At 72.3% G+C, this 25,528-nt stretch carries 21 protein-coding genes; 7 read left to right on the top strand and 14 right to left on the bottom strand.

What is annotated here, in order from left to right:
* The first annotated feature begins 95 nt into the window (after positions 1–95).
* The 3 genes from pulA (at position 96) to Saso_RS01035 (ending at position 7,646) form a co-directional block, all read left to right on the top strand.
* Positions 96–5,498, top strand: a complete 5,403-nt coding sequence (gene pulA, locus Saso_RS01045) for a pullulanase-type alpha-1,6-glucosidase (protein ID WP_372442393.1) — start codon at positions 96–98, stop codon at positions 5,496–5,498.
* 123 nt (positions 5,499–5,621) lie between these two features.
* A complete protein-coding gene (locus tag Saso_RS01040) occupies positions 5,622–7,244 on the top strand; it encodes a fused response regulator/phosphatase (RefSeq protein ID WP_189918464.1) in 1,623 nt (540 codons plus the stop codon).
* Between the two features lie 39 nt (positions 7,245–7,283).
* A complete protein-coding gene (locus tag Saso_RS01035) occupies positions 7,284–7,646 on the top strand; it encodes a 5-carboxymethyl-2-hydroxymuconate Delta-isomerase (protein ID WP_189917044.1) in 363 nt (120 codons plus the stop codon).
* A gap of 39 nt (positions 7,647–7,685) precedes the next feature.
* Here the strand turns inward: Saso_RS01035 and Saso_RS01030 are convergent, their stop codons facing one another.
* Both Saso_RS01030 and Saso_RS01025 read right to left on the bottom strand, forming a co-directional pair.
* Entirely contained in the window at positions 7,686–8,375 is a 690-nt protein-coding gene (locus Saso_RS01030) for a TetR/AcrR family transcriptional regulator (RefSeq protein WP_189917042.1), read from the bottom strand.
* Between the two features lie 123 nt (positions 8,376–8,498).
* Positions 8,499–10,463, bottom strand: a complete 1,965-nt coding sequence (locus Saso_RS01025; protein ID WP_189917040.1) for a hypothetical protein — start codon at positions 10,461–10,463, stop codon at positions 8,499–8,501.
* A 204-nt stretch (positions 10,464–10,667) separates the two neighbouring features.
* On the opposite strand from Saso_RS01025, the gene Saso_RS01020 reads away from it, so the two are divergent.
* Positions 10,668–11,117: a hypothetical protein gene (locus Saso_RS01020; RefSeq protein WP_189917038.1), complete on the top strand. Its 450-nt coding sequence runs from the start codon at positions 10,668–10,670 to the stop codon at positions 11,115–11,117.
* Positions 11,118–11,272: 155 nt separating this feature from the next.
* Here Saso_RS01020 and Saso_RS01015 read toward each other — a convergent pair whose 3' ends face one another.
* The 8 genes from Saso_RS01015 to Saso_RS00980 form a co-directional block, all read right to left on the bottom strand.
* Positions 11,273–12,895, bottom strand: a complete 1,623-nt coding sequence (locus Saso_RS01015; protein ID WP_189917036.1) for a DUF1996 domain-containing protein — start codon at positions 12,893–12,895, stop codon at positions 11,273–11,275.
* 177 nt (positions 12,896–13,072) lie between these two features.
* Positions 13,073–13,729, bottom strand: coding sequence for a LuxR C-terminal-related transcriptional regulator (locus Saso_RS01010; RefSeq protein ID WP_189917034.1), 657 nt, complete (start codon positions 13,727–13,729; stop codon positions 13,073–13,075).
* Positions 13,714–14,988 (bottom strand): sensor histidine kinase, encoded by a 1,275-nt coding sequence (locus Saso_RS01005; RefSeq protein ID WP_189917032.1) that lies wholly within the window; start codon positions 14,986–14,988, stop codon positions 13,714–13,716. The genes Saso_RS01010 and Saso_RS01005 overlap by 16 nt, the downstream gene beginning before the upstream one ends.
* A gap of 52 nt (positions 14,989–15,040) precedes the next feature.
* Positions 15,041–16,060, bottom strand: coding sequence for an SDR family oxidoreductase (locus Saso_RS01000; RefSeq protein ID WP_189917030.1), 1,020 nt, complete (start codon positions 16,058–16,060; stop codon positions 15,041–15,043).
* Between the two features lie 93 nt (positions 16,061–16,153).
* Complete coding sequence (locus Saso_RS00995; protein WP_189917028.1) at positions 16,154–16,756, bottom strand: winged helix-turn-helix domain-containing protein; 603 nt, start codon at positions 16,754–16,756, stop codon at positions 16,154–16,156.
* Positions 16,757–17,167: 411 nt separating this feature from the next.
* Positions 17,168–18,199 (bottom strand): glutamine synthetase, encoded by a 1,032-nt coding sequence (gene glnII / locus Saso_RS00990; protein WP_189917026.1) that lies wholly within the window; start codon positions 18,197–18,199, stop codon positions 17,168–17,170.
* 348 nt (positions 18,200–18,547) lie between these two features.
* Positions 18,548–19,258: an RlpA-like double-psi beta-barrel domain-containing protein gene (locus Saso_RS00985; RefSeq protein WP_189917024.1), complete on the bottom strand. Its 711-nt coding sequence runs from the start codon at positions 19,256–19,258 to the stop codon at positions 18,548–18,550.
* Between the two features lie 111 nt (positions 19,259–19,369).
* Positions 19,370–19,732, bottom strand: a complete 363-nt coding sequence (locus Saso_RS00980; RefSeq protein WP_189917022.1) for an ArsC/Spx/MgsR family protein — start codon at positions 19,730–19,732, stop codon at positions 19,370–19,372.
* Between the two features lie 141 nt (positions 19,733–19,873).
* Here Saso_RS00980 and Saso_RS00975 point away from each other — a divergent pair, with 141 nt between their 5' ends.
* Positions 19,874–20,188, top strand: coding sequence for a hypothetical protein (locus Saso_RS00975; protein WP_189917020.1), 315 nt, complete (start codon positions 19,874–19,876; stop codon positions 20,186–20,188).
* Positions 20,189–20,273: 85 nt separating this feature from the next.
* Here Saso_RS00975 and Saso_RS00970 read toward each other — a convergent pair whose 3' ends face one another.
* A complete protein-coding gene (locus Saso_RS00970) occupies positions 20,274–21,470 on the bottom strand; it encodes a winged helix DNA-binding domain-containing protein (RefSeq protein ID WP_189917018.1) in 1,197 nt (398 codons plus the stop codon).
* 264 nt (positions 21,471–21,734) lie between these two features.
* Between Saso_RS00970 and Saso_RS00965 the strand changes: the two genes are divergently transcribed.
* Both Saso_RS00965 and Saso_RS00960 read left to right on the top strand, forming a co-directional pair.
* Positions 21,735–23,075, top strand: a complete 1,341-nt coding sequence (locus tag Saso_RS00965) for a DUF2252 domain-containing protein (RefSeq protein WP_189917016.1) — start codon at positions 21,735–21,737, stop codon at positions 23,073–23,075.
* A gap of 114 nt (positions 23,076–23,189) precedes the next feature.
* Positions 23,190–23,468 carry a hypothetical protein gene (locus tag Saso_RS00960; protein ID WP_189917015.1) on the top strand — a complete coding sequence of 93 codons (279 nt, stop codon included), beginning with the start codon at positions 23,190–23,192 and terminating at the stop codon, positions 23,466–23,468.
* Positions 23,469–23,490: 22 nt separating this feature from the next.
* Here the strand turns inward: Saso_RS00960 and pspAB are convergent, their stop codons facing one another.
* The 3 genes from pspAB to Saso_RS00945 all read right to left on the bottom strand — a co-directional run bounded on the left by pspAB (position 23,491) and on the right by Saso_RS00945 (position 25,416).
* Positions 23,491–24,093, bottom strand: coding sequence for a PspA-associated protein PspAB (gene pspAB, locus Saso_RS00955; protein WP_189917013.1), 603 nt, complete (start codon positions 24,091–24,093; stop codon positions 23,491–23,493).
* 2 nt (positions 24,094–24,095) lie between these two features.
* A complete protein-coding gene (gene htpX, locus Saso_RS00950; protein WP_189917011.1) occupies positions 24,096–25,016 on the bottom strand; it encodes a zinc metalloprotease HtpX in 921 nt (306 codons plus the stop codon).
* Between the two features lie 142 nt (positions 25,017–25,158).
* Positions 25,159–25,416, bottom strand: a complete 258-nt coding sequence (locus tag Saso_RS00945) for an SCO2583/SCO2584 N-terminal domain-containing protein (protein WP_189917009.1) — start codon at positions 25,414–25,416, stop codon at positions 25,159–25,161.
* Positions 25,417–25,528: the final 112 nt, after the last annotated feature.

The following is a 25,528-nucleotide window of genomic DNA, read 5'->3' as shown; positions in this document are numbered from 1 at the left end:
CGATACGGTCACGCGGGCGTTCGGCATCGTGGCCGAAACGCGCGCGGGGTCGGACCCGAGTACGCCGTAATCGCTAGGAGTTCACGACTGTGGACCTGATACCGAGAGGGCAGGCGGGCCGCTTCGGCCGCCCCAGGCTGCGCGCAGCCGTCCTCGCCGCCGCACTGGCCGTATCGCTCGCGCAACCCCTCGTGGCGCGGGCCCAGACCCCGCCCGCACCGCCGTCGGACGCGAAGCTCGCCGCCGAGCCGTCCCGGCACGACTCCACCCGTGACCAGTTCTACTTCGTCATGCCGGACCGTTTCGCCAACGGCGACACGTCCAACGACGAGGGCGGCCTGACCGGATCGCGGCTGTCGACCGGCTACGACCCCACCGACAAGGGCTTCTACCAGGGCGGCGACCTCAAGGGCCTGACGAAGCGGCTCGACTACATCAAGGGCCTCGGCACCACCGCCATCTGGATGGCGCCGATCTTCAAGAACCAGCCCGTCCAGGGCACCGGCAAGGACGCCTCGGCCGCCTACCACGGCTACTGGATCACCGACTTCACCAAGGTCGACCCGCACTTCGGCACCAACAAGGACCTGGAGACCCTGATCTCCAAGGCCCACGCCAAGGGCATGAAGGTCTTCTTCGACGTCATCACCAACCACACCGCCGACGTCGTCGACTACGAGGAGAAGTCCTACGACTACCTCTCCAAGGGCGCCTTCCCCTACCTGACCAAGGACGGCCGGCCCTTCGACGACGCGGACTACGCGGACGGCACCCGGAAGTTCCCGTCGGTGGACGCCGACTCCTTCCCCCGCACGCCGACCGTTCCGGCGGCGAAGAAGGGCGTCAAGGTCCCGTCGTGGCTCAACGACACGACCATGTACTCCAACCGCGGTGACTCCACCTACGCCGGCGAGTCCACCACCTACGGCGACTTCTCCGGCCTCGACGACCTGTGGACCGAGCGTCCCGAGGTCGTCAGCGGCATGGAGAAGATCTACGAGCGCTGGGTCCGCGACTTCGGCATCGACGGCTTCCGCATCGACACCGTCAAGCACGTGAACATGGAGTTCTGGACGCAGTGGGCGACCGCCCTCGACGCGTACGCGGCCGAGCACGGGCGCAAGAACTTCTTCATGTTCGGCGAGGTCTACTCGGCCGACACCTCGATCACCTCGCCGTACGTCACCCAGGGCCGGCTCGACGCCACGCTCGACTTCCCCTTCCAGGACGCGGCCCGCTCGTACGCCTCCCAGGGCGGCAGCGCGCGGAAGCTCTCCGCCCTGTACGCGGACGACTACAAGTACACGACCGACAAGGCCAACGCCTACGAGCAGGTCACCTTCCTCGGCAACCACGACATGGGCCGCATCGGGTACTTCCTGAACCAGGACAACCCCGAGGCGAGCGACGCCGAGCTGCTGAAGAAGGACAGGCTCGCCAACGAGCTGATGTTCCTCGGCCGCGGCAACCCCGTCGTCTACTACGGCGACGAGCAGGGCTTCACCGGCTCCGGCGGCGACAAGGACGCCCGCCAGCCGATGTTCGCCTCCAGGATCGCGGACTACCTCGACGACGACGAGATCGGCACCGACCGCACGGCCGCGAGCGACGCCTACGACACGAACGCGCCGCTGTACAGGACCATCAGCACCCTGTCCAAGCTCCGCAAGGACAACCCGGCCCTCGCCGACGGCGTCCAGACGGAGCGCTACGCCGCCGACGGCGCGGGCGTGTACGCCTTCTCCCGCACGGACGCCAAGACCGGCACCGAGTACGTCGTCGCCGTGAACAACGCCGGCGAGGCGAAGTCGGCCACCTTCGCGACCGGGTCGGCGGACATGACCTTCCGGGCCGTGTACGGAACGTCGGCCTCGGCGAAGAGCGACGGCGACAAGAAGGTCACCGTCACCGTCCCGGCCGGCTCGGCGATCGTCCTCAAGGCCGCGGGCAGGCCCGCCGTCCCCGCGGCCGAGCCCACACTGACCCTGAAGGCCCCCGCCGCGGGCGCCACCGGCACCGTCGAACTGTCGGCGGACGTCACCGGCGGACAGCTCGACCGGGTCGTCTTCGCCGCCCAGACGGGCAACGGCAAGTGGCGCACCCTCGGCACCGCCGACCACGCGCCGTACAAGGTCACCCAGGTCATCGGCAAGGACGTCCCCGCCGGAACCGCCCTGCGCTACAAGGCCGTCGTCGTCGACCCGGCAGGCCGCACCGCGAGCGCGACGGCCGGGTCCACCACCGGCAGCGCCCCCGCCGCCGAGGTCCCCACCGCCTCCTCGCGCGACTACGCGATCGTCCACTACAAGCGCACCGACGGCGACTACACCGACTGGCGCCTGTACGCCTGGGGCGACATCGCCGAAGGCGAGGCCACCACCTGGCCCGCCGGACACGACTTCGTCGGCCGGGACGCCTACGGCGCCTTCGCCTACGTGAAGCTGAAGCCCGGAGCCTCCGGCGTCGGCTTCCTCGTCATCGACAAGGACGGCAACAAGGACGTCGCGAGCGACCGCACGATCGACGTCACGAAGACCGGCGAGGTCTGGGTCGAGCAGGGCAAGGACACCGTCCTCACCGAGCGGCCCGACCTGCCCGCCCAGGACAAGACCAAGGCGGTCGTCCACTACCACCGCGCCGACGGCGACTACACCGGCTGGGGCCTGCATGTGTGGACCGGGGCCGCGACGCCCACGGACTGGACCAAGCCCCTGGAGCCGGTGCGCACCGACGCCTACGGAGCCGTCTACGAGGTGCCGCTCGCCGAGGGCGCGACCAGCCTCAGCTACATCATCCACAAGGGCGACGACAAGGACCTGCCCACCGACCAGTCGCTGGACCTGGCGGCGAACGGCCACGAGGTCTGGCTGCTGAACGGCCAGGAGAAGTACCTGCTGCCGCAGCCCGAGGGCAGCGCGGCAGCGCTCGACCTGACCACCTCCAAGGCGATCTGGATCGACCGCTACACCGTCGCCTGGAACGGCTCCGACGCCGCCGTCTCCACCCAGCTCCTCTCGTCCCACGACGGCTCGATCGCCGTCAAGGACGGCGGGCTGACCAGCGACGACGAGCGCTGGCTGCGGCTGGGGAAGACCACCCTCACCGACGCCCAGAAGGCGAAGTACCCCCACCTGAAGGCGTACACCGCCTGGAGCGTCGACCCGCGCGACCGCGACCGGGTGCGCTCCGCGCTCGGCGGCCAGCTCGTCGCCTCGCAGCGGGCCGCGAACGGCGCCGTGCTCGCGGCGACCGGCGTGCAGATCGCCGGAGCCCTCGACGACCTGTACGACGCGACGAAGGCACACCTCGGGCCGGTCTTCCGCAACGGTGTCCCCACCCTCTCGGTGTGGGCCCCCACCGCCCAGTCGGTCGCCCTCGACCTCGACGGCTCCACCGTCGCCATGAAACGCGACTCCGCCACCGGCGTCTGGTCCGTCACCGGAAAGAAGTCCTGGACGGGCAAGCCCTACCGCTACGTCGTGAAGGTGTGGGCGCCCACCGTCCACAAGATCGTCACCAACAAGGTCACCGACCCCTACTCCCTCGCCCTGACCACCGACTCCGAGCGCAGCCTCGTCGTCGACCTCGGCGCCAGGTCGCTCGCCCCCTCCGGCTGGTCTGCGCTCAAGAAGCCCAAGGCCGTGCCGCTGAAGGACGCGCAGATCCAGGAACTGCACGTCCGGGACTTCTCGGTCGCGGACACCACCGTCCCCGCGAAGGACCGGGGCACCTACCTCGCCTTCACCGACAAGAACAGCGACGGCTCCCGGCACCTGCGGGAACTGGCGCGGTCCGGCACCTCGTACGTGCACCTGCTGCCCGTGTTCGACCTCGCCACCGTCCCCGAGAAGAAGGCCGACCGGCAGAGCACCGACTGCGACCTGGCCTCCTACGCCGCCGACTCCGGCAAACAGCAGGAGTGCGTGGCGAAGACCGCCGCCAAGGACGCCTACAACTGGGGCTACGACCCGTACCACTACACGGTCCCGGAGGGCTCCTACGCCACCGACCCGGACGGCACGGCCCGCACCGTGCAGTTCCGCAAGATGGTCAAGTCGCTGAACGAGGACGGCCTCCGGGTCGTCATGGACGTGGTCTACAACCACACCGCCGCCGGCGGCCAGGCCGACACCAGCGTCCTCGACAAGGTCGTCCCCGGCTACTACCAGCGGCTCCTCGCCGACGGCAGCATCGCCAACTCCACCTGCTGCTCCAACACGGCGACCGAGAACGCCATGATGGGCAAGCTGGTCGTCGACTCGGTCGTCACCTGGGCCAAGGAGTACAAGGTCGACGGCTTCCGCTTCGACCTCATGGGACACCAGCCCAAGGCCAACATCCTCGCGGTCAGGAAGGCCCTCGACGGCCTCACCGTCGCCAAGGACGGCGTCGACGGCAAGAAGATCATCATGTACGGCGAGGGCTGGAACTTCGGCGAGGTCGCCGACGACGCCCGCTTCGTCCAGGCCACCCAGAAGAACATGGCCGGGACGGGCGTCGCGACCTTCTCCGACCGGGCCCGTGACGCCGTCCGCGGCGGCGGCCCCTTCGACTCCGACCCCGGCGTCCAGGGCTTCGGCTCGGGCCTGTACACCGACCCCAACTCCTCCACCGCCAACGGCACCCCGGCCGAGCAGAAGGCCCGCCTGCTGCACTACCAGGACCTCGTCAAGGTCGGCCTGACCGGCAACCTGGCCGCCTACCGCTTCACCGACACCGACGGCAAGGAGGTCAAGGGCTCAGAGGTCGACTACAACGGGCAGCCCGCGGGCTACGCGGCCGCGCCCGGCGACGCGCTCGCCTACGCCGACGCGCACGACAACGAGTCGCTGTACGACGCCCTGACGTACAAGCTGCCCGCGGACACCGGCGCCGCCGACCGGGCCCGGATGCAGGTCCTGGCGATGGCGACGGCCACTCTCTCGCAGGGCCCGTCCCTCTCCCAGGCCGGCACCGACCTGCTGCGCTCCAAGTCCCTGGACCGCAACTCCTTCGACAGCGGCGACTGGTTCAACGCGATCCACTGGAACTGCGCCGCAGGCAACGGCTTCGGACGGGGACTCCCGCCGGCCGCCGACAACGCCTCCAAGTGGTCGTACGCCAAGCCCCTGCTGGGCACGGTCACGGTGGGCTGCCCGCAGATCACCGCCGCCTCCGCCGCCTACCAGGACCTGCTGAGGATCCGCACCACACGGCCGGAGTTCTCCCTCGGGACGGCCGCACAGGTGCAGTCGGCACTCTCCTTCCCGCTGTCCGGCAAGGACGAGACACCCGGCGTGATCACCATGGAACTCGGCGACCTGGTCGTCGTGTTCAACGCGACACCGGCCGCACGGCAGCAGACGGTCGGCGCGCTCGCCGGGACCGGATACCGGCTCCACCCCGTCCAGGCGGCGGGCGCGGACGCCGTCGTCAGGTCCGCCTCGTACGAGAAGGCGTCCGGCACGTTCACCGTGCCGGCCCGCACCGTCGCGGTGTTCTCCCGCACGGCCCCCTAGCGGGAAGCCCGGGGCAGCCGTCCCGAGCGCCCTGGACAGGGGCACCACCTGGACAGGGGCACTACCTTGGTGGAGCAGACCTTGCATCCGGTCTGCTCCACCGGGGAGCCCGAGGGTCGGCAGATGAACGTCAACGGCACACGGACCGACACGACCGTGCTCGTCGTGGACCGTACGGCGGCCGGGCGGTTCGCCCTGGGCGTCGTGCTGCGCCGTGCCGGTCACCAGGTCGTCGCGGTCGGCAGCGGCCACGAGGCCCTCGTCGAACTCGACGTACGGCGCCGCAAGGGCACCCTGCCCGACGTGGCCCTCGTCGACGTCGAACTGCCGGACATGAGCGGCTTCGAACTGTGCCGCCGCCTCAAGGCCCGGCCGCACATGGCCGGACTGCCCGTCGTGCACTTCTCGGCCGGTGAGGTGGCCCCCGGCGACCGCGGCGAAGGACTCGAAGCGGGCGGCGAGGCCCACCTCGCGATGCCCGCCGAACCCGAGGAGATCGACGCGGTGGTCCGCGCGGCGGTACGCGCCGCACGGCTGCGGGCCGACGACCAGGCGGTCGCCCGGCGGCTGTCGCTGCTGTCCGAGGCGATCGTGGGCATCCAGGCGGCACGCTCCCCGCAGGAACTGGCCGAGGCCGCCGCCGAAGGCACCGCCCGGCTCACCGGCTCGCCCGCCGCCGTCTTCGTCCTCGGCCCGGACGACGTGCTGCACCGGGGCACCTCCAGGAACCGCACCTCGCTCGCGCTGCCCGACCAGGGCGCCCACCAGGCCGTCGTCGCCCTGCTGAGACGGCTCGCCCACGGCCAGGCCGGCGTACGGATCACCTCGGTGCCCGCGCCGCTGTGGCCCGCCGGGTTCTTCCGGCCCGGTGTGCCGCACGACGCCCGGTTGGTACTGATCCCCACCCAGGACGGCACGTCCGCGGTCTGTCTGGCCACCCCCACCCGCGGGGTGCGCCGGGTGGACCCGGAGACCGAGTCGCTGCTGGCCCGGCTCGCCCAGGCCACCGCGCTCGCCGCGGAACCACTGCTCATGTACCAGGTCGAGCGGCATGTCGCGCTCACCCTCCAGCACAGCTTCCTGCCCCGGCCGCACCGGCTGCCCGAACTGCCCGGCGTCGACGTCGCCGTCCGTTACGTGCCCGCCTCCCGGGAGACCGAGATCGGCGGCGACTTCTACGCGGCCCTGCGCACCGGCGAAGGGGTGCTGGTCGCCGTCGGCGACGTCGTCGGGCACTCGCTCGACGCGGCCACCGTCATGGTCGAGATCCGGCACGCGCTGCGCGCCTACTGCGTCGACGAGAGCGATCCGGCGGTCCTCGCCGAGCGCCTCGACCGGATGCTCCGGCTCTACCACCCGGGAGTGACGGCGACGGTCTGCCTGGTCCTCATCGACCCCGGCACCGGACGCACCCGCATCGCCAACGCCGGGCACATCCCGCCGCTGATCGTGCGGGACACCGGCGGCGCCGAGTACGCCAAGGCGGCCGGCCCGCTGCTCGGCCCCGGCCTGCCCCACCCGCCGCCCACCGAACTGTTCCTCGAACCGGGCGACCGGCTCCTGCTGGTCACCGACGGCCTGATCGAGACCCGGGGCACCGACCTCGCCGTGTCGATGGAGCACCTGAGGGCGGCCGCCATCGGCGCGATGCCGGGTCTGGACGCCCTGTGCGACACGCTCCTCACCAGCTTCGGCCACGAGCGGGAGGACGACATCGCGATGCTGGCCCTGCGGCTGACGAACTAGGGTGAGCCCTGTCCGCCCCGCCCCGGAACAGGAGTGTCCATGCCGCAGATCACCGTCGACTACTCGAGCACGATGGAGTCCGCCTTCGACCGCACCGGGTTCGCGCGGGCCCTGCACGCCTCGGTCGTCGAGATCGCGGCCGCCAAGCCCGAGGCCTGCAAGTCCCTCTTCCGCCCGGCCGGGTTCACCGCGTTCGGCCACGACGACCCCGAGGAGCGCGGGCACGCGATCGTCCACGTCACGCTCGGCCTGCTGGCCGGCCGCACCGACGAGACGAAGACGAAGCTGACCGAGGCCGTCCTCGGGCTGCTGCGCGAGCACGTGAAGCAGGACGGTTTCGTGCTGCACGCCTCGGCCGAGGTGCGCGACCTCGACCCGTCGTACCGCAAGTACGAGAGCTAGCGGACACGGGAGCGCGCGGTCGCGCGGCGGCCGCGCGTCTCAGGAGGCGAGGGCGATGAGCCGGGTGACCAGGTCGCCGAAGGGGCCGTCGGCCGGCTCGCCGCCGAGCACCGGACGCAGCAGCGCCCGCAGTTCCTCGTCGTGGGCCGCGCTGACCGCCGTCAGCGCGGCGAAGTCGTGCACGAGCTGGACCTCGAGCTCCTCGCGGGGGATGCGCCGCCCGTCCAGCCAGATCAGCGCGGTCGACTCGGCGAGCGAGATCCAGGAGCGGACGGTGAGTTCCAGTCGCGCGGGGGCTTCCGTGACCCCCAGGTGCGACAGGATCTGTTCGTAGGCCTCCTGGCGCACGGAGTCGACGAGGGCGTTGGTGGTCGACGAGCCGACCGCCGGGCCGCCGCGCATGAGGGCGGAGAAGCCGGGACCGTGCGCGTCCACGAAGTCGAAGTAGCGGTGCATCACGCGCAGCAGCCGGGCGCCCAGGGGACCTTCGCGCGGTTCGGCGAACCGGCCCGCCAGGTCTTCCGAGGCCCGCTTCAACGCGGCCTCGTACAGGCTGAGTTTGCCGGGGAAGTAGTGGTAGACGAGGGGGCGCGAGATACCCGCCGCGGCGGCTATCTCGTCGATGGAGACCTCGTCGGGCGAGCGCTGGGCGAACAGTTCGAGGGCGACGCCGATCAACTGCTGCCGGCGCTCCTCGACTCCCATTCTGCGACGGACCCCGGTTGTCATGCGAACACCTTACCGATCGGATCCGGCCCCGAACGGACCGGACCGGTCGGCACGTTCACCCCGTCCATCACTTATCCGGTCACTTGTCCCGCCGCATGTCGGTCATCGATGCCCGCCGGCGCGTCAGCGCAGTCCGGTGATCGTCCGTCCGTCGCGGAGCCGGCCCTCCAGCTCGGCCTGCCTGCCCTGTCGGGTCGGCAGCGCGAGCAGGTTGCCCTGTCCGGAGCCGGTCACCCCGCCCTTCGCCCTGACGGACGTCGTCGCCCGGTCACCGGCGGCGAGGAGGTACCAGGCCCCGCCCTTCGACTTCCACAGGACCCCGGCCAGGACGTGCGGATCACGCGGCCCGCACGCCGGGACGTCCCCGGCCTTGGCCACGGCCGTCCCGAACAGCCCGCCGGGCGTGTGGAACTGGGCCAGCACCCGGCTCCCGTCACCGCTCCAGGTGTCCGCCCGGGTGCACGCCCAGGCCGCCGTCCCGCTCCCGTCGGGCAGTGGCTGGCGGGTGTAACCCCAGGCGTTGACCGTCCGCACGCCCTGGGCGCGCGCGTCGGCCAGCGAGCACGCGAACGGCGCCCAGGTCCGCAGGGCCTGCGCGCCGCTCGCCTCCCGGGGCGCGGCCGGGCGCCCCTCGGTGAGCCGGGCCGGCACCAGCTCGCCCAGGTCGCTGAGGAGATGGGTGCCCAAGGCGTCGGTCAGCTGGAGCACGTTCCACGTCGTGCACGTGCCGGTCTGGGTGGCCGGGCTGGCCAGCGGAGAGGTGATCCCGTCGGTCAGCGTCAGGTCCATCGACCCGGCGCCCGGCTTCGACAGGTCCCGCTCACCGGCCTTCGTCACCCAGGGCGCCGTCAGATAGCGGACGTTGCCGTCGGCCCGCCCCAGGACCAGCGCGCCCGCCTCGGCGCCGGTCGCGCCGTCGACCCGCGCGAAGTCCAGGGCCGCCCCGGCCGTGCCGTCCTTCGGCTCGGCGTAGCGGGCGATGCGCAGGCCGTCGTGGAGAAGCACCACGCGCGCGTTGTCGACCTCGCCCGCGTAGAGGAGCTGCGGCGGCCCCGCGGGACCGCCGGAGGGGGTCCCGGGGGTGGCGGAGACCCGCACGTTCCCGCCGGGCCGGGCCCACACGGCGAGGGCCCGGCGCAGCAGGGCGGTGTCACCGGTGAGCGGGCCGCGCGCGGGCCAGACGGAGAAGTCGGTGCGCGCGGAGGTCTTCCAGGCGGCGGGGGAGATCTTCACCAGCCGCCCGGGGTCGAGAGCGGCCTCGGCGGCCGGATTCTGCGCGTACACCGGGGCCGCGGCGCCGTCGGGGCCCCAGCCCCCGCCGGGCAGGGCGACCAGCGCGCCGCACACCGCGAGCGCGGCCGCGGCGGCGAGCGCGGCCCTGGTGTGCTGGCGGCGGCGCATGAGATCGGTGGGCCTGGCCTGGAGCGAGCAGGCGTCGAACTCGGGGGAGTCGAGCAGCGCGTACTGCGCGGCGGACACCCCCGCGGCCTCGCGCAGGGCCGCCGTCACGCCGGCGCCCTTGACGCCGGACCCGGTCAGCACCTCACGGACGTCGGCGTCGGAGAGCTGCTCCAGGCCACGCAGCACACAGGCGGCCCGGCCCGGGCCGGACAGGGCGGCCAGCCGCTGCTCCAGGGCGAGTTCGTCGGCGCCGCCCGGCCGGGGGGACAGGCGCAGCCCCCACACCTGGGGCAGCGGCGGCGGCAGCAGCCCGCGCCGGGCCCGGGACCGCAGCGGCAGTCCGGCCTCCAGCGCGGCGCGCACCACCTGGAGCCGCACGTACGCGTACCCGGCATCGCCCCCGGGGCCGTCACCCGCCCCGGCGCGCCGCCCCCGGGCGGAGGAGCCGCCGTGCTGGGCCGGGATGACGGGCGTCGAGGCGCGGCCGCGGGGCAGGGCGCGCTGGACGAGGGCGTGGGCGGTCAGGACCCGCCGGCCGCGGCCGGGGCCGGCGGGCAGCACCAGATAGGCGAGCCGGACGAGCCGCGGATAGTGCTCGACGAGCGCGGCCTCGGCCTGCTCGACGTGGACGGTCCGGTCGGCCGAGGATCCGGGTGCGGGGCGCGGGGCGACATCCTGTGACTGCACGTCCAGCAGAACGAGCGGAACGGGGGATGGTCACCCCGGGTGGCCCGGTCGTGACGGCGCGTCGCCGCACGATCGGCCCGGGCCGCTGGTAGCGCGCCGCGCGAACGTCCGTCTCGCACTGCTGTCCCCGTCGTACCCCCGGTAGGTTGAGCGCACCGCGCGCGGGAGCCGTATCCAGGACGAGGCTCTCGCAGGGAGGAACAGATGAAGGTGACCCGACCGATGCTCGCGGCGGCCGCCGCCGCGGCGGCGCTGGTGCTGACGGGATGCGGCTCCCCGGGCTCCGGGAAGGCCGAGGTGAGCGTTCCGGTGACGGCGACCGGCAGCCTGGAGCACCTGGCCGCCGAGGTGAAGTGCACGCCCGACATGCAGACGGACGCCGACGAACTCCGCCAGGCCCTCTGCAAGAACGCCGACGGGAAGTTCATCCTGCTGACCTTCGCCACCGACCGCGGCCAGCGCGAATGGATCAACGGCGCCAAGGACTACGGCGGTCACTACCTGGTCGGCCGCAAGTGGGTGGCCGTGGGCGAGGAGACCACCACGGTGACGGCGCTGCGCAAGACGCTCGGCGGTGACATCGAGGAGGGCACGGACCACTCCGCGCACGTGTCGGGCGACTCGTCGGCGAGCGCCACGCACTCCGGTCACTGACCCGGGGTTCCCGGCCAACCGGCCGGGAACCCCCTTTTTTTTGTGCCGGTCGGCTTTCGTTGCCGCTCGGTTCCCGGCACGCGAGAAGGCCGGCGGCGAGGATTCCTCGCCGCCGGCCTTCTCGGTCGGCCTTACCGGTGGTCCCGCTCAGCGGGTCACTTGCACTTCTTGCCGGTGTTGATGCAGTTGACCATCTTGTTCATCAGGTTCGTGGAGAAGAAGTTGATGAAGTCGTTGTGGTCGGTGATCGGCTTGTGCAGGTTCTCCGGGAAGGTGTCGACCGCGTACGGGTTCACGACCGTCCCGTTCTGGAGCTTCGGGGCCGGGACGTTGTAGACCAGACGGACCTGGAGCTGGGGGATCGCCTTGAAGCCGTTGGCGCAGGTGCCGTTGCCCTGGACGAACGCCACGTGCGTGCGGTGGTTGGCGCTGTCGATGTTCTTGCCGTCCCAGCAGCTCTGGAAGTTGGTCGTGCGCACCACCTGGCTGCCCTGGGGGCAGATCGGGTACTGCGTCTCCAGCTGCACCTTGTTCTCGAAGCCGGTGCAGCTCCAGTTCACGTTGGCGTTGCCGTTGCCGTTGACGAAGGCCTTGGCGTCTCCGGTGATGATGCGCAGGGCGGTCGGCATCGCGACGACCTTGCCGCGCTTGTTGCCGACGAACTTGATCTGCGCCTGGGCGGGCTGAAGGATCTTGCCGACGTTGCCTTCCTTGCCACCGCCGTCGTTGTTCTGGTCGAAGTCCTGGCTGCCGTCCTGGACACGCAGCACCGGCCAGAAGTACGAGGACTTGTCGCCCTGGTTCTGGCAGCTGGTGCCGGCCGACAGCAGCTTCTGGTCGCTCGCGAAGGCGTCGTTGTTCTGGTTGCCGACGTAGTCGTGCAGGTGGTGGGCGCCGTTGGCGACACCGGGGGCCACGATCACGTTGTCCGTGTTGTGGTTGTCGTTGCCGTTGGTGCCGCAGTTCGAGGTGAACGTGCCGCGCGAACCGCTGTTGCCGTTCGCGGCGAGACCGTTCGCCCCCACGCCCAGCTGCGCGTTGGCCTGGACCTTGGTTATGTCCACGAAGTCCGCGGCGGTCGGGCCGTTGCCGCCCTGGCCGTTCTGTCCCTGGCCGTTGCCGCCGTTGTTCTGGCCGCCGTTCTGCTGACCGCCGTTGTTCTGGCCGCCGTTGTTCTGACCGCCCTGCTGCTGGCCGCCGTTCTGCTGACCGCCGTTCTGCTGCTGGCCGCCGTTGTTCTGGCCGCCCTGCTGCTGGCCGCCGTTCTGCTGCTGACCGTTGCCCGCCTGGCCGGCGTTGGTGTTCGCCCCCTGCGTGGTGCAGGCCGCCAGCTGGCTCAGCGAGTTGTCGAACTGGCCGCCGGACCGCTGGATGTTGATGCGGATCCGGTCGATCGTGGCCGCCCGCTTCTCCTTGAGGGGGCCGGTGATCGCGTTCTGGACGAAGCTCGAGTCGTTCGCCTGGGCCTGGCGCGTCGACGCGAGCCGGGAGTAGGCCTCGGTGATCTGCTTGTCGAGGTTGGCCAGCTCGGTCGCGACGCCCTGCTTGGCGCCGTTGGGCACGTTGTTCAGCTTCTGCCCCACATCCGGGCAGGAGATGGTGGCGACCTGCGCGGCCGCGTTGGCGGCCTTGGTCTGGTTCTGGCCCGAGTTCGACTCGTGCGCCGAAGCGTAGAAGTTCGCCCAGATCAGCCCGCCCCCGCCGAGCGCTAGGGCCGCCGATGCTGCCACGGCCTTCGTGGCCATCGACGAACGGCGTTTACGTATGTTGCGTCCCATGGAACTCCTCTGACTTCCTTGCGGGGCAGCATCGAGGCGCCCGACAGGAGTGAAGCTGAAGCTGCTCCCTCCTTTACGCACCACGCCTCACAGGTGTTCAGCCCGCTCGGAAATTGATGAGAGCTCCCCGCGACCAAACAACCCCAAAGCCCTCACACAGCACAGCAGTTGGCGCGCTCACCGATCACGGTCCAGATAGGCCAGCACCGCCAGCACCCTGCGGTTGTCGTCGTCGGAGACCTCCAAACCCAGCTTCACGAAAATATTCGCGGTGTGTTTGGCGACCGCCCGCTCGGTGACGACCAGTTTGCCCGCGATCGCCGCGTTCGACCGGCCCTGCGCCATCAGCTCCATCACCTCCCGCTCGCGCGGGGTGAGCCGGTCCACGGGCCCCCGGCCGTCACCCGAACGCCGGGCCAGCAGCTGCTGGATCACCTGAGGGTCCATCGCCGTACCGCCGGCCGCGACCCGCCGTACGGCGTCCACGAACTGCTCCGCGTCGAACACCCGGTCCTTGAGCAGATAGCCGATCCCGCCGGTGCCGTCCGCGAGCAGTTCGCGCGCGTACAGCTGCTCGACGTGCTGGGAGAGGACGAGCACCGGCAGCCCGGGTCTCCTGCCGCGGGCACGCAGCGCGCACTGGAGGCCCTCGTCGGTGTGCGTGGGCGGGAGCCGGACGTCGACCACGGCGACGTCCGGCTCCAGTTCGGTGAGGGCCCGCTCCAGTTCGGGCCCGCTCTCGACCGCCGCGGCGATCTCGAAGTCGTAGGCCTCCAGCAGCCGGACGAGACCGTCCCGCAGCAGGAAGAGGTCCTCGGCTAGGACAACACGCAAGGGATCTCCATGGTCACCATGGTGGGACCGCCGGCGGGGGAGCTGACGGCCAGGACGCCGTCGAATGTACCCAGTCGCCGTTCGACCCCGGCCAGGCCCGAACCGGCCCCCGCGACCGCCCCGCCCCCGCCGTTGTCGGTGACCGAGATCCGCAGGCGGTCCGCCTCGTGGTGGAGGTCCACCCAGATCCGGTCGGCGCCGGAGTGCTTGACCGCGTTGGTGAGCATCTCGCTCACCGCGAAGTAGGCCGCCGACTCCACCGGGGCCTGAAGACGGCCGCCGCCCAGCTCGACGTTCACCTCGGTGGTCACCGGCAGGCGCAGCGCCAGCGCCCGCACGGCGTCGCCGAGTCCCCGCTCGGCCAGCACCGGCGGGTGGATCCCGCGCACCAGGTCGCGCAGCTCGGACAGTGCCTCGGCGGACGACCGGCGGGCCTGCGCCAGCAGCTCCTTGGCCTTCTCCGGGTTCTTGTCGACGAGCATCTCGACGGTGCCCAGGTCCATGCCCATGGCCACCAGCCGGGCCTGCGCGCCGTCGTGCAGATCCCGCTCGATGCGCCGCAGCTCGGCCGCCGAGGTGTCCACGGCGTCCCGCCGGGTCTCGGTCAGCACCCGTACGCGTTCGGCTAGTTCGGTCCGGCCGGGCGCCAGTACGGCACGGGTGAGCCGGAAGTGGGCGAGCAGCAGGCGCGGGGTGAGCCGGTAGGCGGCGGCCAGGAGGACCACGGCGGTCGCCGCCGCCCCGAGCGCGGACGGCTGACCGGTGACCGGCACGAAGCCGTACCAGTAGGTCCCGCCGTCCGCGAGCACCCGCCACAGCCCGCCGGCGACCGCGAACCCCTCCAGCGGGTAGAGGAACAGCACGGCGGGCAGCAGCGCGCTCACGAACCCGGCCGTCATGTCCACCTGGAGCCAGCGCAGGTCCCGCCAGGTCGCGGGGTCGCGCAGCAGCGCGTACGTCCGCTTCCAGGGGTTGGCGGTCTCCGGGAGCGGCCGGTACGCGGACGGGATGCGCACCCCGCCCCACTTCTCGGCGAGCGCCCGCCGCCGGTCGGCCCACAGGCGCACCCCCCGGACCACGTACGGCGTGGTGAGGGCCCCGACCCCGATCGGTATCAGGGCCATGGACACGAGGGAGAGGCAGAATCCGAGGACGCTCAGCGGCAGTGACACGACGGCCAGCGCGAGCCCCCGCCCGGCCGCGAGCACCATCGCGCGTGCCCTCGAACCGGCTTCGCCGCTCTTCGTGTTGGTGTTCATGCCGTCAGTCTGGCCGAGCCCCGGACCGCCGGTCACTGGGGTGACGCCCCGGTCAGGGGGTGGTGCCAGGTACACCGGCGGCCGCCGCGAGCACCCGCGCCTCGACGTCCGGGTCCAGGCCCTTGCGGGTACGGTCCGGTCGCTGGGGCGCCGTACCCCCGATGGACCCGAGCCAGCTCCAGGTGTCGGCGACGGTCTCCTCGACCGGACGGCAGGACAGCCCCGAGGCCATCGCCGCGGAGACGTCGGCCGCGTGCAGCGCGTCGTGCAGGTCGCTGCCCGGCGGCACCCACACGGGCAGCTCGGTCCACGGCTCGATGCCCGCCTCCAGGACGATCTCCGGCGCGGTCCAGCGCAGTTCGGCGTCCGAGCCGGTTGCGCGCGCACAGGCCTCCAGCAGCGCGCCCATCGTGGTGTGCCCCTGCGGGCTCATCAGGTTGTACGGTCCGCTCAGCTCCCGCTCGGCCGCGCCGAGGATCCACTCGGCCAGGTCGCGGACGTCCACGTACTGGAGGGGCAGGTCGCGCGGCCCCGGGGCGAGGACGGGGCCTCCGCGGGCGATCCGGGTCAGCCACCAGGGCAGCCGGCCGACGTTCTCGTACGGGCCGAGGATCAGCCCGGCCCGTACGAGGACGCAGTCCCGCGCGCCGAACGCGTCGAGGACGGCCAGTTCGGCGCCGCGCTTGTCCCGGGCGTAGTCGGTCTGCCCGGCGTCCGGATCGGCCCCCTCGACGACGGGGGCGTCCTCGGTGTAACCGGCGGGCGGGGCCCAGGTGTACACCGAGCAGCTCGACACGTACACGTACCGGCGGACGCGGCCCCGCAGCAGCCGCGCCGTGTCCCGCACCGCACGGGGCGCCGCCGACCAGGTGTCGACGACGGCGTCCCACTCGCCCTCGGCCAGGGCGTCGAGCCCGCCGGGCGCGGTGCGGTCGCCGTTCAGCACCCGGGTGCCGGGGGCGGGTGCGTGCCGCCCCCGGTGGAACACCGTCACGTCCCAGCCGCGCCCGAGGGCCGCCTCGACGACGGCCCGTCCCGCGAACTCCGTACCGCCCAGCACCAGAAGTCTCATACCGGTGACTGTGCCCGGTCCGGGCGCGGCGGGGAACCGCGCTCTGCCGTCGGCAGAGGGAACGGGTCCGGCGGCGGGGCGCGGCCGGGCGGATCAGGCGCTCGTCGGCGGGGTGTACTTGTAGCCGACCCGGCGCACCGTCTGGATCGCCTGGCGGTGCTGCGCGCCCAGCTTGCGGCGCAGCCGGGCGATGTGGACGTCGACCGTGCGGCCGTCGCCGACGTGTCCGTAGCCCCAGACCGTGGTGACGAGCTGGTCGCGGGTGTGCACCCGGTTCGGGTGGGCCACGAGGTGGGCGAGCAGCTCGAACTCCAGGTAGGTGAGGTCGAGTCGACGCCCGTCGACGGCCGCGGTGCGCTGCACGGCGTCGACCCGCACGAGCGGGCGCCCGGCGCCCTGTTCCCCGGCTCCGGCGGTCTCCGCGGCCTCGTCGGCCGCCGGCCGGTCCGGCACCGCCACCGGCAGGAACGGCGGCTGCTGGTCGGCCGGGACGAGCACCAGGTACCCGATCATCGGGGGCTGGCCCGGCAGGGTGGGCAGGGTGTGCGGGGGAGCGGGCAGCCAGGTCGCGCCCGGCGGCAGGAAGTCGGCGACGTCGACGACCTCGTCCCGGTCGACGGCACGCAGTCGGTGGCGGGCCGGGCCGGTCGAGGGGCCGAGGCCGGGGGCGGAGGAGAGAGAACGAGTGGTCGCCATGAGAGGTCAGCTCTTTCGCGCGAGGAGTTCGTCGGGGAGGTCGACGGCCGCGATTCGTGGTCGGGCTCGTCGAGGACGTACGTCGTGCGCGCTGGCCGAAGGCCGGGGTGTACGGCTTTAGAGGGCCTGCGCGTTCCTCGCGCGGCAACACACCCGGTCGAAGTCATGGTGCTGACGGGAAGGCCAGAAGGGCTCGAGGTCGTGACGACCCGTCGCGGTGCACTTCTGGAAGCCGGTCATGGCCCCATTGAAGCAGACAGCTGCCCGCAACAGCAGTCTCCTCTCACAGCTTGGACGCTTCCTGGCGTGAAGTCGACGTCGTGCCGGGCCGGGTGCGCCGGGGCGGCGCGGGCACGCGGAAGGGGCGCCCCCCCGGTGACGGAGGGCGCCCCTTGCCGGACGGACCGGGGATCAGACCTGGCCGGCCTTCTCCAGTGCCGAGCAGCAGGTGTCGACGATCAGGCGGGTCACCAGGTACGGGTCGACGTTGGCGTTCGGACGGCGGTCCTCGATGTAGCCCTTGCCGTCCTTCTCGACCTGCCACGGGATACGGACCGAGGCGCCGCGGTTGGAGACCCCGTAGGAGTACTCGTTCCACGGGGCGGTCTCGTGCAGCCCCGTCAGACGGTCGTCGATGCCGGCGCCGTAGTGCTTCACGTGGTCGAGCGGCTTGGAGCCCTCACCGAGCGACTCGCACGCGGTGATGATGGCGTCGTAGCCCTCGCGCATCGCCTTGGTGGAGAAGTTGGTGTGCGCGCCGGCGCCGTTCCAGTCGCCCTTGACCGGCTTCGGGTCGAGGGTGGCGGAGATGCCGAAGTCCTCGGCCGTGCGGTAGAGCAGCCAGCGGGCCACCCACAGGTGGTCGGAGACCTCCAGCGGGGAGACCGGACCGACCTGGAACTCCCACTGGCCGGGCATGACCTCGGCGTTGATGCCGGAGATCGCGAGGCCGGCGGCCAGGCAGTTCTCCAGGTGCGCCTCGACGACCTCACGGCCGAAGATCTCGTCCGCGCCGACACCGCAGTAGTAGCCGCCCTGCGGGGCGGGGAAGCCGCCCTTGGGGAAGCCGAGCGGGTAGCCGTCCTGGAAGAACGTGTACTCCTGCTCGATGCCGAAGATCGGCTCCTGGGCGGCGAAGCGTCCGGCGACCTCGGCGAGCGCGGCACGCGTGTTGGACTCGTGCGGCGTCATGTCGATGTCGAGGACCTCGCACAGGACGAGGATGTCGTCGCCGCCGCGGATCGGGTCGGGGCAGGTGAACACCGGCTTGAGGACACGGTCCGAGGAGTGCCCCTCGGCCTGGTTCGTGGAGGACCCGTCGAAGCCCCAGATCGGCAGCGCGTCCAGACCGGCGGGCTCACCCGTGATGATCTTGGTCTTGGAGCGGAGCTTGGCGGTCGGCTGGGTGCCGTCGATCCAGATGTACTCAGCCTTGAAGGTCACGGGCCACTTCCTTCGGGGTGTGTCTGACGCACGTGCGGGTGCTGCGGCGCTGCGGCACTGGGGCGCCGCCTGTTTGCCCGGAGCTTGTCAACAGGCGATTTCCCGGTCATTGCTCGAATGTGAACCCCGTGTTACCTGGCGGTTCTGTGGTCCGGCTCACGGTGTGAGGGCCGGTGAGGACCGGCGAGGCGCACGGCGCGCCGGTGGTCGGCGGCTCGTGCACGGGGGCGCGGTTGCGGGCCCGGACGGAGTCGGTCCCGCCGCTCGTGGCCGCGAGCGGCGGGACCGATGACCCGGTGAGGTGGTGCCGGGGCCGTCCGGCTCCGTGCGGAGCCGGACGGCCGGTGCTCACCCCACCTTCTCGATCAGCGCGCGGCGGATCAGGAACTTGCCGGGCTCACGGACCTGTTCGAAGGCCGCGTTGTTGAGCAGCGCGCAGCTGCCGGAGACCGAGGTCACCTCGACGGTCGTGGACTTGTTGTTGTCCAGGTTGGTGACCCTCAGCTTCGTACCCGCCGGGAACTGGTTGCTCGACGCGGCCGGGGCACCGCCCTCGCCAGACAGCGTGACCGTCGAGCCGTTGCAGACCTGCCGGCCCGAGGCGGCACCGCCGCCGTTTCCCGTGTTGCCGGTGTTCCCGGCGTTGCCCGCGTTCCCGGCCGGCGCGGTCGCGGCCGGTGCGGAGGCGGCGGGCGCGGAGGCAGCCTGCGAGGGCTGGGTCGCCTGGGAGCCCTGAGCCGACTCCCCAACGACGCAGCCGGACGCCTGCTGCTGGACCTTGATCTGCGCGATGACCGCCTCGCGGTTGGCGATCCGGGCCGCGGACTGTGCGTCCGGGGCGGTCTTCTGGCCCTCGATGAACTTCTCGTTGTTGCCGAGGGCGGTGGCCAGCCCCGCACAGACCGTCGAGTCCCCGGCGGACAGCGTCCTGGCGTTCTGCGGGTCCTGCGAGGCGTTCGAGGTGGCCGCCATGGCGAAGGCGCCGGCGCCCGCCACCGCCGCGGCGCTGACGAGCAGCGCGATCTTCTTCTTGGTGCCGAGAGTTCTCCTGCGCGACATGCGCGCCTCCTGAGGGCTAGGGGAGCGTACGCCGCTATGTACGAGATACCGAACGAAGCTGCTCAGGAGTCACCGGGGTCAATCGAAGTGGTGTGCGTCACACCGCCGTTGTCACCGGCGTGACGCGGCGTCGCGTACGGCCTCGTCCGTGCGGGCCACCAGTGCGGTCCCGTCGTCCGCGGTGATGATGGGGCGCTGGATGAGCCGGGGATGCGTGGCCAGTGCCGTGATCCAGCGGTCGCGGGTGTCCGCGTCCCGCGCCCACTCCTTCAGGCCCAGTTCGCCGGCCGCGGGCTCCTGGGTGCGGGTGATGTCCCAGGGTTCCAGGTCCAGGCGTTCGAGTACGGCCCTGATCTCGCCCTCGTCGGGCACGTCCTCCAGGTAGCGGCGGACGGTGTAGTCGGCACCCTCGGCGTCGAGGAGCGTGAGGGCGCTGCGGCACTTGGAACAGGCGGGGTTGATCCAGATCTCCATGCCCCGCACCGTAGCGGTCCGGGACGGCGAAAGCCCTTGTGATCAGGGGCGATTGTCAGTGGTGGGCAGTAGAATAGAAGCAGTGTTCGAGGGTTCGCCGGAGGTTCCGGGCCGGGCCCCGACCGCGACAGGAGGATGCCTGTGCCCGCTGCCGCACTGAAGCCGAAGCCGTTGCCGACCCAGTCCACCGCGAAGCGCTCCGTCCAGCTCGACCTGCCGTACGTACCCGTCGAGAAGCGGCCGTTGCCGCCCGGACGACCGCGCGAGTGGTACGTCACGCACAACCGTCGCCTCAAGGCCATGCGCCTGGCGATAGCCCTGCTCGACCTGGGTGTGTACATGCCCAACCAGGCCCGCAACGAGAAGATCCGCAGCACGGCGGAGCTGATCGGCGTCCACGCGCCGTCGGACACGACGTGCCACATGGTGCGGGCGCTGCTGCGCTACAGCCGCTGAAGCGGCGGCCGGGTGCCGTCCCGACCGACGGCACCCGGCACCGGCCCCGGCGGCCGGTGCCGATCCGCAGGCGGGAGCGGCGGGTTCAGGCCGACAGCAGTTTCTCCACCGGGGTCCGGAACCTCGGTTTCACGCGGGTCGGGCCCAGCCAGGCGCCCAGCCGTTCGGCCTCGGCCCCGATCGCCGCCTCGGCCTCGCCGCCCAGGGCCCCGACCCCGGCCTCCTCGGCCAGGAGCCGCCACACGATCTCGCCGTCCGCCCGCTGGGCCCAACTCCCCACCACCCGCCCGTCCCACCACACCGTCGGGCCCACGTTCCCGCTGTAGTCGAACAGGTGCGGGCGCAGCCCGGGGGCCAGGTACCAGTCCCGGCCCTGCCAGCCCATCGCCGTCGGGTCGAGAGCGGGCAACAGGGCCGCCCACGGCTCGGCGGGGGCGGCCACGGCCTCCACGTCGTCCTCGACGACGTACCCCGTCCCCTCGTCCAGGGTCACCGCCCGCGCCCCGATCGCCGCCAGGGCCCGGCGGACGTCCGTCACCCGCCAGCCGGTCCACCACTTCAGATCGGCCTCCGTGGCCGGGCCGCAGGCCCTCAGCCAGTGCCGCAACAGCTCCGACTGGGCCTGTTCCACCGGGAGTTCGGCGTGCTCGGGCGCGAGGGCCCAGCGGAACTGGCTCGACGTCCACGAGCCCAGGGGGCGCCCGCGGACCACCTTGCCCTCCACCCCCAGCACCCTCAGCAGCCGTGTGACCACGGTGTGGACGCCCTCGTACGGCTTCCCCGCCGCGTACACGAACTGCTCCCGCAGCCGCGGCTCCTGGCGGGCCAGTTCGGCGGCGGTCGCCTGACCGAGCCGGGCCAGCGCGGCCAGCGCCGACTCCTCGACCTCCTTCAGCCAGGCCGCGTCCGGCGCCCCGGCCTTCGCCATGTCCTTGAGCAGGGAGGCCCGTTCCCGCGCGGCGACCGCCAGGCCCGTCGAGGCGTGCACGACGGCCGTGGACGCCGTGGGGAACACGAAGACCGTGTGCCGCATGCCGTGCATCCGGACGAGGCTCCGGTCCGTGTAGAGCGCCCGGTCGGTCTCCGGCACCGTCCCCGCCGCGTCGGCGAGGCGGGCGCCGACCGCCAGGTACACCGTCGCCGGGTCCGAACCGTGCAGCGCGAGGAGCGCGTCGGCCACCGCCTCCGGTGTCGCGACCCGCGCGGGCGGGGCCAGCCGGTGCCGCAGCGCGAGCCGTGCCCGCCGTTCCGCCCCGCCGATGTACCGCGGTCCGTCGCCCATCCCGGCCTCCACCCGTCGTCCGTCCGGCCGGCTCCCCGCCGGCCGGCACCGCTCCCACCGCGCATCCTCCCCGACACCACTGACAACCGGTCCCGCCCGCGGGACGGCCGCCGCCTGCGCCGCCCGCGTCACCGCCCGGGGTCACCCGTTCGACGTACCCGGCATGCGGCCGGCCCCCCGCCGTTCTTCACTTCGGACAAGGGGCCGCGCAGCGCCGCGGAGATGCCGGGCAACGGGAGGCGATGTGGTGCGGAGACGACGCGCATGACCACCCCCGCCGAGCGTGCCCGGCGCGGCAGGGACGCCCGCAAGCGCGTCCCCCGTTCCGCCCACGCCGTCTGGATCCCGTCCGTCGACCGGCCCGATCCCGTCGCCGTGCTGGAACGGCAGGGCCGCGACCGGCTGCCCGAACTGCTGCCGATCAGGTACGGGCGGATGGCCGCGTCGCCCTTCGCCTTCCTGCGCGGCTCGGCCGCCGTCATGGCCGCCGACCTGGCCGCGCAGCCGCACACCGGGCTGACCGTGCAGCTGTGCGGCGACGCCCATCTGCTCAACTTCGGGCTGTACGCCGGCCCGGAGCGGGCGCTGTACTTCGACCTCGACGACTTCGACGAGACGTTCCCCGGCCCGTTCGAGTGGGACGTCAAGCGGCTCGCCGCGTCCGTCGCCGTGGCCGCCCGCGAGAACGGCCACTCCGAACCCAAGGTCCGCCGTGCCGCGCTGGAGGCCGTCGCCGCCTATCGCACGGCGGTCCGGCGCCTGTCCCGGCTCGACGAGCTCGCCGTCTGGTACGAGCGCATCGACGCCGAACGGCTCCTGCCCCTGCTGCGCTCCGCCCGGCAGCGCGGACGCGACGGCGCCAGCCTCACCCGCGCCCGCCGCCGCACCAGCCTCCAGGCGCTGCACAAACTCACGGAGGTCGTCGACGGGCGGCGCCGCATCATCCACGACCCGCCGCTGATCGAACCCGCCGGCGCCTCCGACGCGGCCGCGCTGCGGAAGATCTTCAGCGACTACCGGTCCACCCTCGCCGGGGAGCCCCGCCTCCTGCTGGACCGCTACCGCTTCGTCGACGCCGCCCGCAAGGTGGTCGGGATCGGCAGCGTCGGCACCCGCTGCTTCCTCGTGCTGCTGGCCGGGCGCGACACCGACGATCCGCTGCTCCTCCAGATCAAGGAGGCCCGCTCGTCCGTCCTGGAGGAACACCTGCCGACCGGCCCCTACGTCCATCCCGGCCACCGGGTCGTCGCCGGGCAGCGGCTGCTCCAGGCCAGCGGTGACGTCTTCCTCGGCTGGATGACCGGGCCGCAGGGCCGTGCCTTCTACTGGCGTCAGCTGCGCGATCCGAAGGGCTCCGCGGGCGACGCCGGGATGTCCCCGGGCGAGCTCGCCGCCTACGCGCGGCTGTGCGGCACCGCACTGGCGCGCGCCCACGCGCGTACCGGCGACCGGATCGCCATCGCCGGCTATCTGGGCGGCGCCGACACCTTCGAACGCGCGGTGGCCGACTTCGCCGTGACCTACGCCGACCGGACCGCCGCCGACCACGCCGCGCTCGGCACGGCGGTCGCGGCGGGCGTGGTGCGAGCGGCCCCGGGCGTCTGACCGCCCGCGGAAAAGGGGATGCACGGTGAGTGACCGTGTGCGTACGCTGAACGGGTCAACCCACCCCTCATCGCAACGCTCGGTGACCGTCCCTGCCCAGGAAGGAGGTACACCATGGGCACCGTCGTACTCTCCGGGGCCGTCGTCCTGGTGGTCCTGGGGTTCGGAAACCCGCTGTACTGGCTCGCCGCCGCCGGTGTGCTGTTCCTGTACGTGCGGTACGGACTCCACTCGTCCGCACCGACCGCGCCCGGCCCCGCCCCGACCGCGGGAGCCGCGCCGACGTCGTACAAGGCGTACCGCGACCGCCGTGACAAGCAGGCCAAGTGGGAGCGCCGCTACCGCCGCGAGCGCCCGCTGGAGTCGCGCCGCCAGGAGCGCGAGCGCGCCTAGCGGCGCCCGGGCGTCCGGAGCCCTACAGGCCGGGGGCTCCCCACACGGGGAACCAGCGGCCCAGGTCCTGCTCGATGCGCAGGTCGCCCGCGAGGGCGGCCCGCACCTGCAACTCCAGTGCGCCGTCGCGCCGCTGCCCGGGGCCGGGCAGCGGCGCGAACGGGTAGAAGGACCCCCGCTTGTACAGGTACACGAGCGCCAGTCGCCGTCCGTCCGCCGTACCCGACGGGGGCGGCGCCTCGAAGCCGACGAGGGAGCACAGCAGCTGCGGCCCGAAACCGTTGACCTCCATGGCGCTGTTCACCGCGTGCAGATCGTTGACCAGCTGCGGCAACTCGTCGGGGGCCCGCCGCGAGACCAGCCAGGAGTATCCGTAGTCGTCCCGCTCCAGCCGCACCGGGGGACCGGCGCGCCCGGTGTCCGCGTCGAGGAGGGCCTGCACCTCGCGGTGCGTCTGTTCGAAGGCCGAGCCCTCGACGGTCGCGAAGCACACGGCGCCCTGCCCGGTCGGGGTGAAGGCGGCCGCCGCCTCCAGCGTCACCGCCGCCGAGGGCAGCGCGAACAGCCGGTCCAGGTCGGGCACCACCGGCCTGGTCCTGCCGAGCAGGATGTCCAGCAGCCCCATGATCAGCCCGCCGTCCCCGGAGCGGCAGCCTCACCCAGCTCGGCGGAGATCCGCCCCAGCTGGTCGAGCCGCTGCTCCAGGCTCGGATGGGTCGAGAACAGCCCCGCCAGACCGGGCTCGGCACCCAGCGCCGGGGTGAAGTAGAAGGCGTTGAAGGCCTGCACCGTCCGCAGGTCCTCGGACGGGATGCGGGCCAGGTCGCCGGAGACCTTCGTCAGCGCGGAGGCCAGCGCGGACGGGCGGCCGGTCAGCTGGGCCGCCGCGCGGTCCGCCGCCAGCTCCCGGTACCGCGACAGCGCCCGGACGAGGAGGAAGCTGATCGCGTACACGGCCGCCGAGACGGCCATCACGGCGGCGAACACGACAGCGGCGTTCTGGTCCCTGCGGGCCCCGCCGAACACCTGCGAATAGAACGCGAACCGCACCACCAGCCCCGCGATCACGCCCAGGAACGAGGCGACGGTGATCACCGCCACGTCCTTGTGGGCCACGTGCGACAGCTCGTGCGCGAGCACACCCTCCAGCTCGGCCGGTTCGAGCCGGCGCAGCAGCCCCGTCGTCACGCACACCACCGCGTGGTCGGGACTGCGCCCCGTCGCGAACGCGTTCGGCATGCCCATCTCCGAGACGGCCACCACCGGCTTCGGCATGTCCGCGATCGCGCACAGCCGGTCGACCACGGCGTGCAGCTCGGGATACTCCTCGCGCTCCACCACCCGGCCGCGCATCGCGAACAGCGCCACCCGGTCGGAGAACCAGTACTGGGCGCCCAGCACCGCCACCAGGACGACGACGACCAGCACCCACGACTTCAGCAACACGACCAGCGCGGCCACGAACGCCACGTACAACAGCCCGAGCAGGAACAGCGTGACCGTCATCCGCACGGTCAACCGCCGGTCGCTCCGGAAACGGCTCTGCATCTGCCATCACCCCGCAGTCAGGCACTCGTCCCACTGCCAGTGTGCACCGCCGCATCCCCATGAACGGGTGCCGAACGGACCTAGGCGGAGCAAAAGGTCCCCGCCACGGCGGCCGGGTCCGGGCGCCGGAACCGCGGGTGTCCTAGTACGGCGCCCGGAACCGCGCGTACCCCAGCACGACGATCACCACGGCCACGCAGCCCAGCACCAGCGCCGTCGACATCCACGACGACCGGAGTGACGTCCCCCGGTCCGGGGCGGCGCGGAAGGGGACCGGCCCGGGAGGGTTCTCCTTCCAGCGCGCGGCCAGCATCCGCGCCCGCGCCGAGGGCTCCTTGTGGGCCGCGTCGTCCGCCCACCGCAGGTCGAACTCCCGCTCCTCGTCTTCCTGTCCGGGCATCCCCGTTTTCCCCCCGCCGCCTCCGCAGAGGCCTTCCGTCGAACACCAGTGCCGAAAACCATACGACGACGCCCCCGCCCTGAGAAACAGGAACGGGGGCGTCACCACGACC

It is taken from the genome of Streptomyces asoensis (genome assembly GCF_016860545.1).
Taxonomy (GTDB): Bacteria; Actinomycetota; Actinomycetes; order Streptomycetales; family Streptomycetaceae; genus Streptomyces; species Streptomyces asoensis.
Note: the sequence above shows the minus strand (reverse complement) of the source record. Positions and strands in the feature narration are given on the sequence as shown.

Excerpts from the sequence above, each read along its gene's own strand:
- pspAB (WP_189917013.1), bottom strand. The coding sequence starts at position 24,093 with ATGGGGCTGCTGGACATCCTGCTCGGCAGGACCAGGCCGGTGGTGCCC.
- Saso_RS00995 (WP_189917028.1), bottom strand. The coding sequence starts at position 16,756 with ATGGCGACCACTCGTTCTCTCTCCTCCGCCCCCGGCCTCGGCCCCTCG.
- Saso_RS01035 (WP_189917044.1), top strand. The coding sequence starts at position 7,284 with ATGCCGCAGATCACCGTCGACTACTCGAGCACGATGGAGTCCGCCTTC.
- htpX (WP_189917011.1), bottom strand. The coding sequence starts at position 25,016 with ATGCAGAGCCGTTTCCGGAGCGACCGGCGGTTGACCGTGCGGATGACG.
- Saso_RS01020 (WP_189917038.1), top strand. The coding sequence starts at position 10,668 with ATGAAGGTGACCCGACCGATGCTCGCGGCGGCCGCCGCCGCGGCGGCG.
- Saso_RS01005 (WP_189917032.1), bottom strand. The coding sequence starts at position 14,988 with ATGAACACCAACACGAAGAGCGGCGAAGCCGGTTCGAGGGCACGCGCG.
- Saso_RS01015 (WP_189917036.1), bottom strand. The coding sequence starts at position 12,895 with ATGGGACGCAACATACGTAAACGCCGTTCGTCGATGGCCACGAAGGCC.
- Saso_RS01030 (WP_189917042.1), bottom strand. The coding sequence starts at position 8,375 with ATGACAACCGGGGTCCGTCGCAGAATGGGAGTCGAGGAGCGCCGGCAG.
- Saso_RS00965 (WP_189917016.1), top strand. The coding sequence starts at position 21,735 with ATGACCACCCCCGCCGAGCGTGCCCGGCGCGGCAGGGACGCCCGCAAG.
- Saso_RS00970 (WP_189917018.1), bottom strand. The coding sequence starts at position 21,470 with ATGGGCGACGGACCGCGGTACATCGGCGGGGCGGAACGGCGGGCACGG.
- Saso_RS01040 (WP_189918464.1), top strand. The coding sequence starts at position 5,622 with ATGAACGTCAACGGCACACGGACCGACACGACCGTGCTCGTCGTGGAC.
- Saso_RS00985 (WP_189917024.1), bottom strand. The coding sequence starts at position 19,258 with ATGTCGCGCAGGAGAACTCTCGGCACCAAGAAGAAGATCGCGCTGCTC.
- Saso_RS01000 (WP_189917030.1), bottom strand. The coding sequence starts at position 16,060 with ATGAGACTTCTGGTGCTGGGCGGTACGGAGTTCGCGGGACGGGCCGTC.
- Saso_RS00960 (WP_189917015.1), top strand. The coding sequence starts at position 23,190 with ATGGGCACCGTCGTACTCTCCGGGGCCGTCGTCCTGGTGGTCCTGGGG.
- Saso_RS00980 (WP_189917022.1), bottom strand. The coding sequence starts at position 19,732 with ATGGAGATCTGGATCAACCCCGCCTGTTCCAAGTGCCGCAGCGCCCTC.
- Saso_RS00945 (WP_189917009.1), bottom strand. The coding sequence starts at position 25,416 with ATGCCCGGACAGGAAGACGAGGAGCGGGAGTTCGACCTGCGGTGGGCG.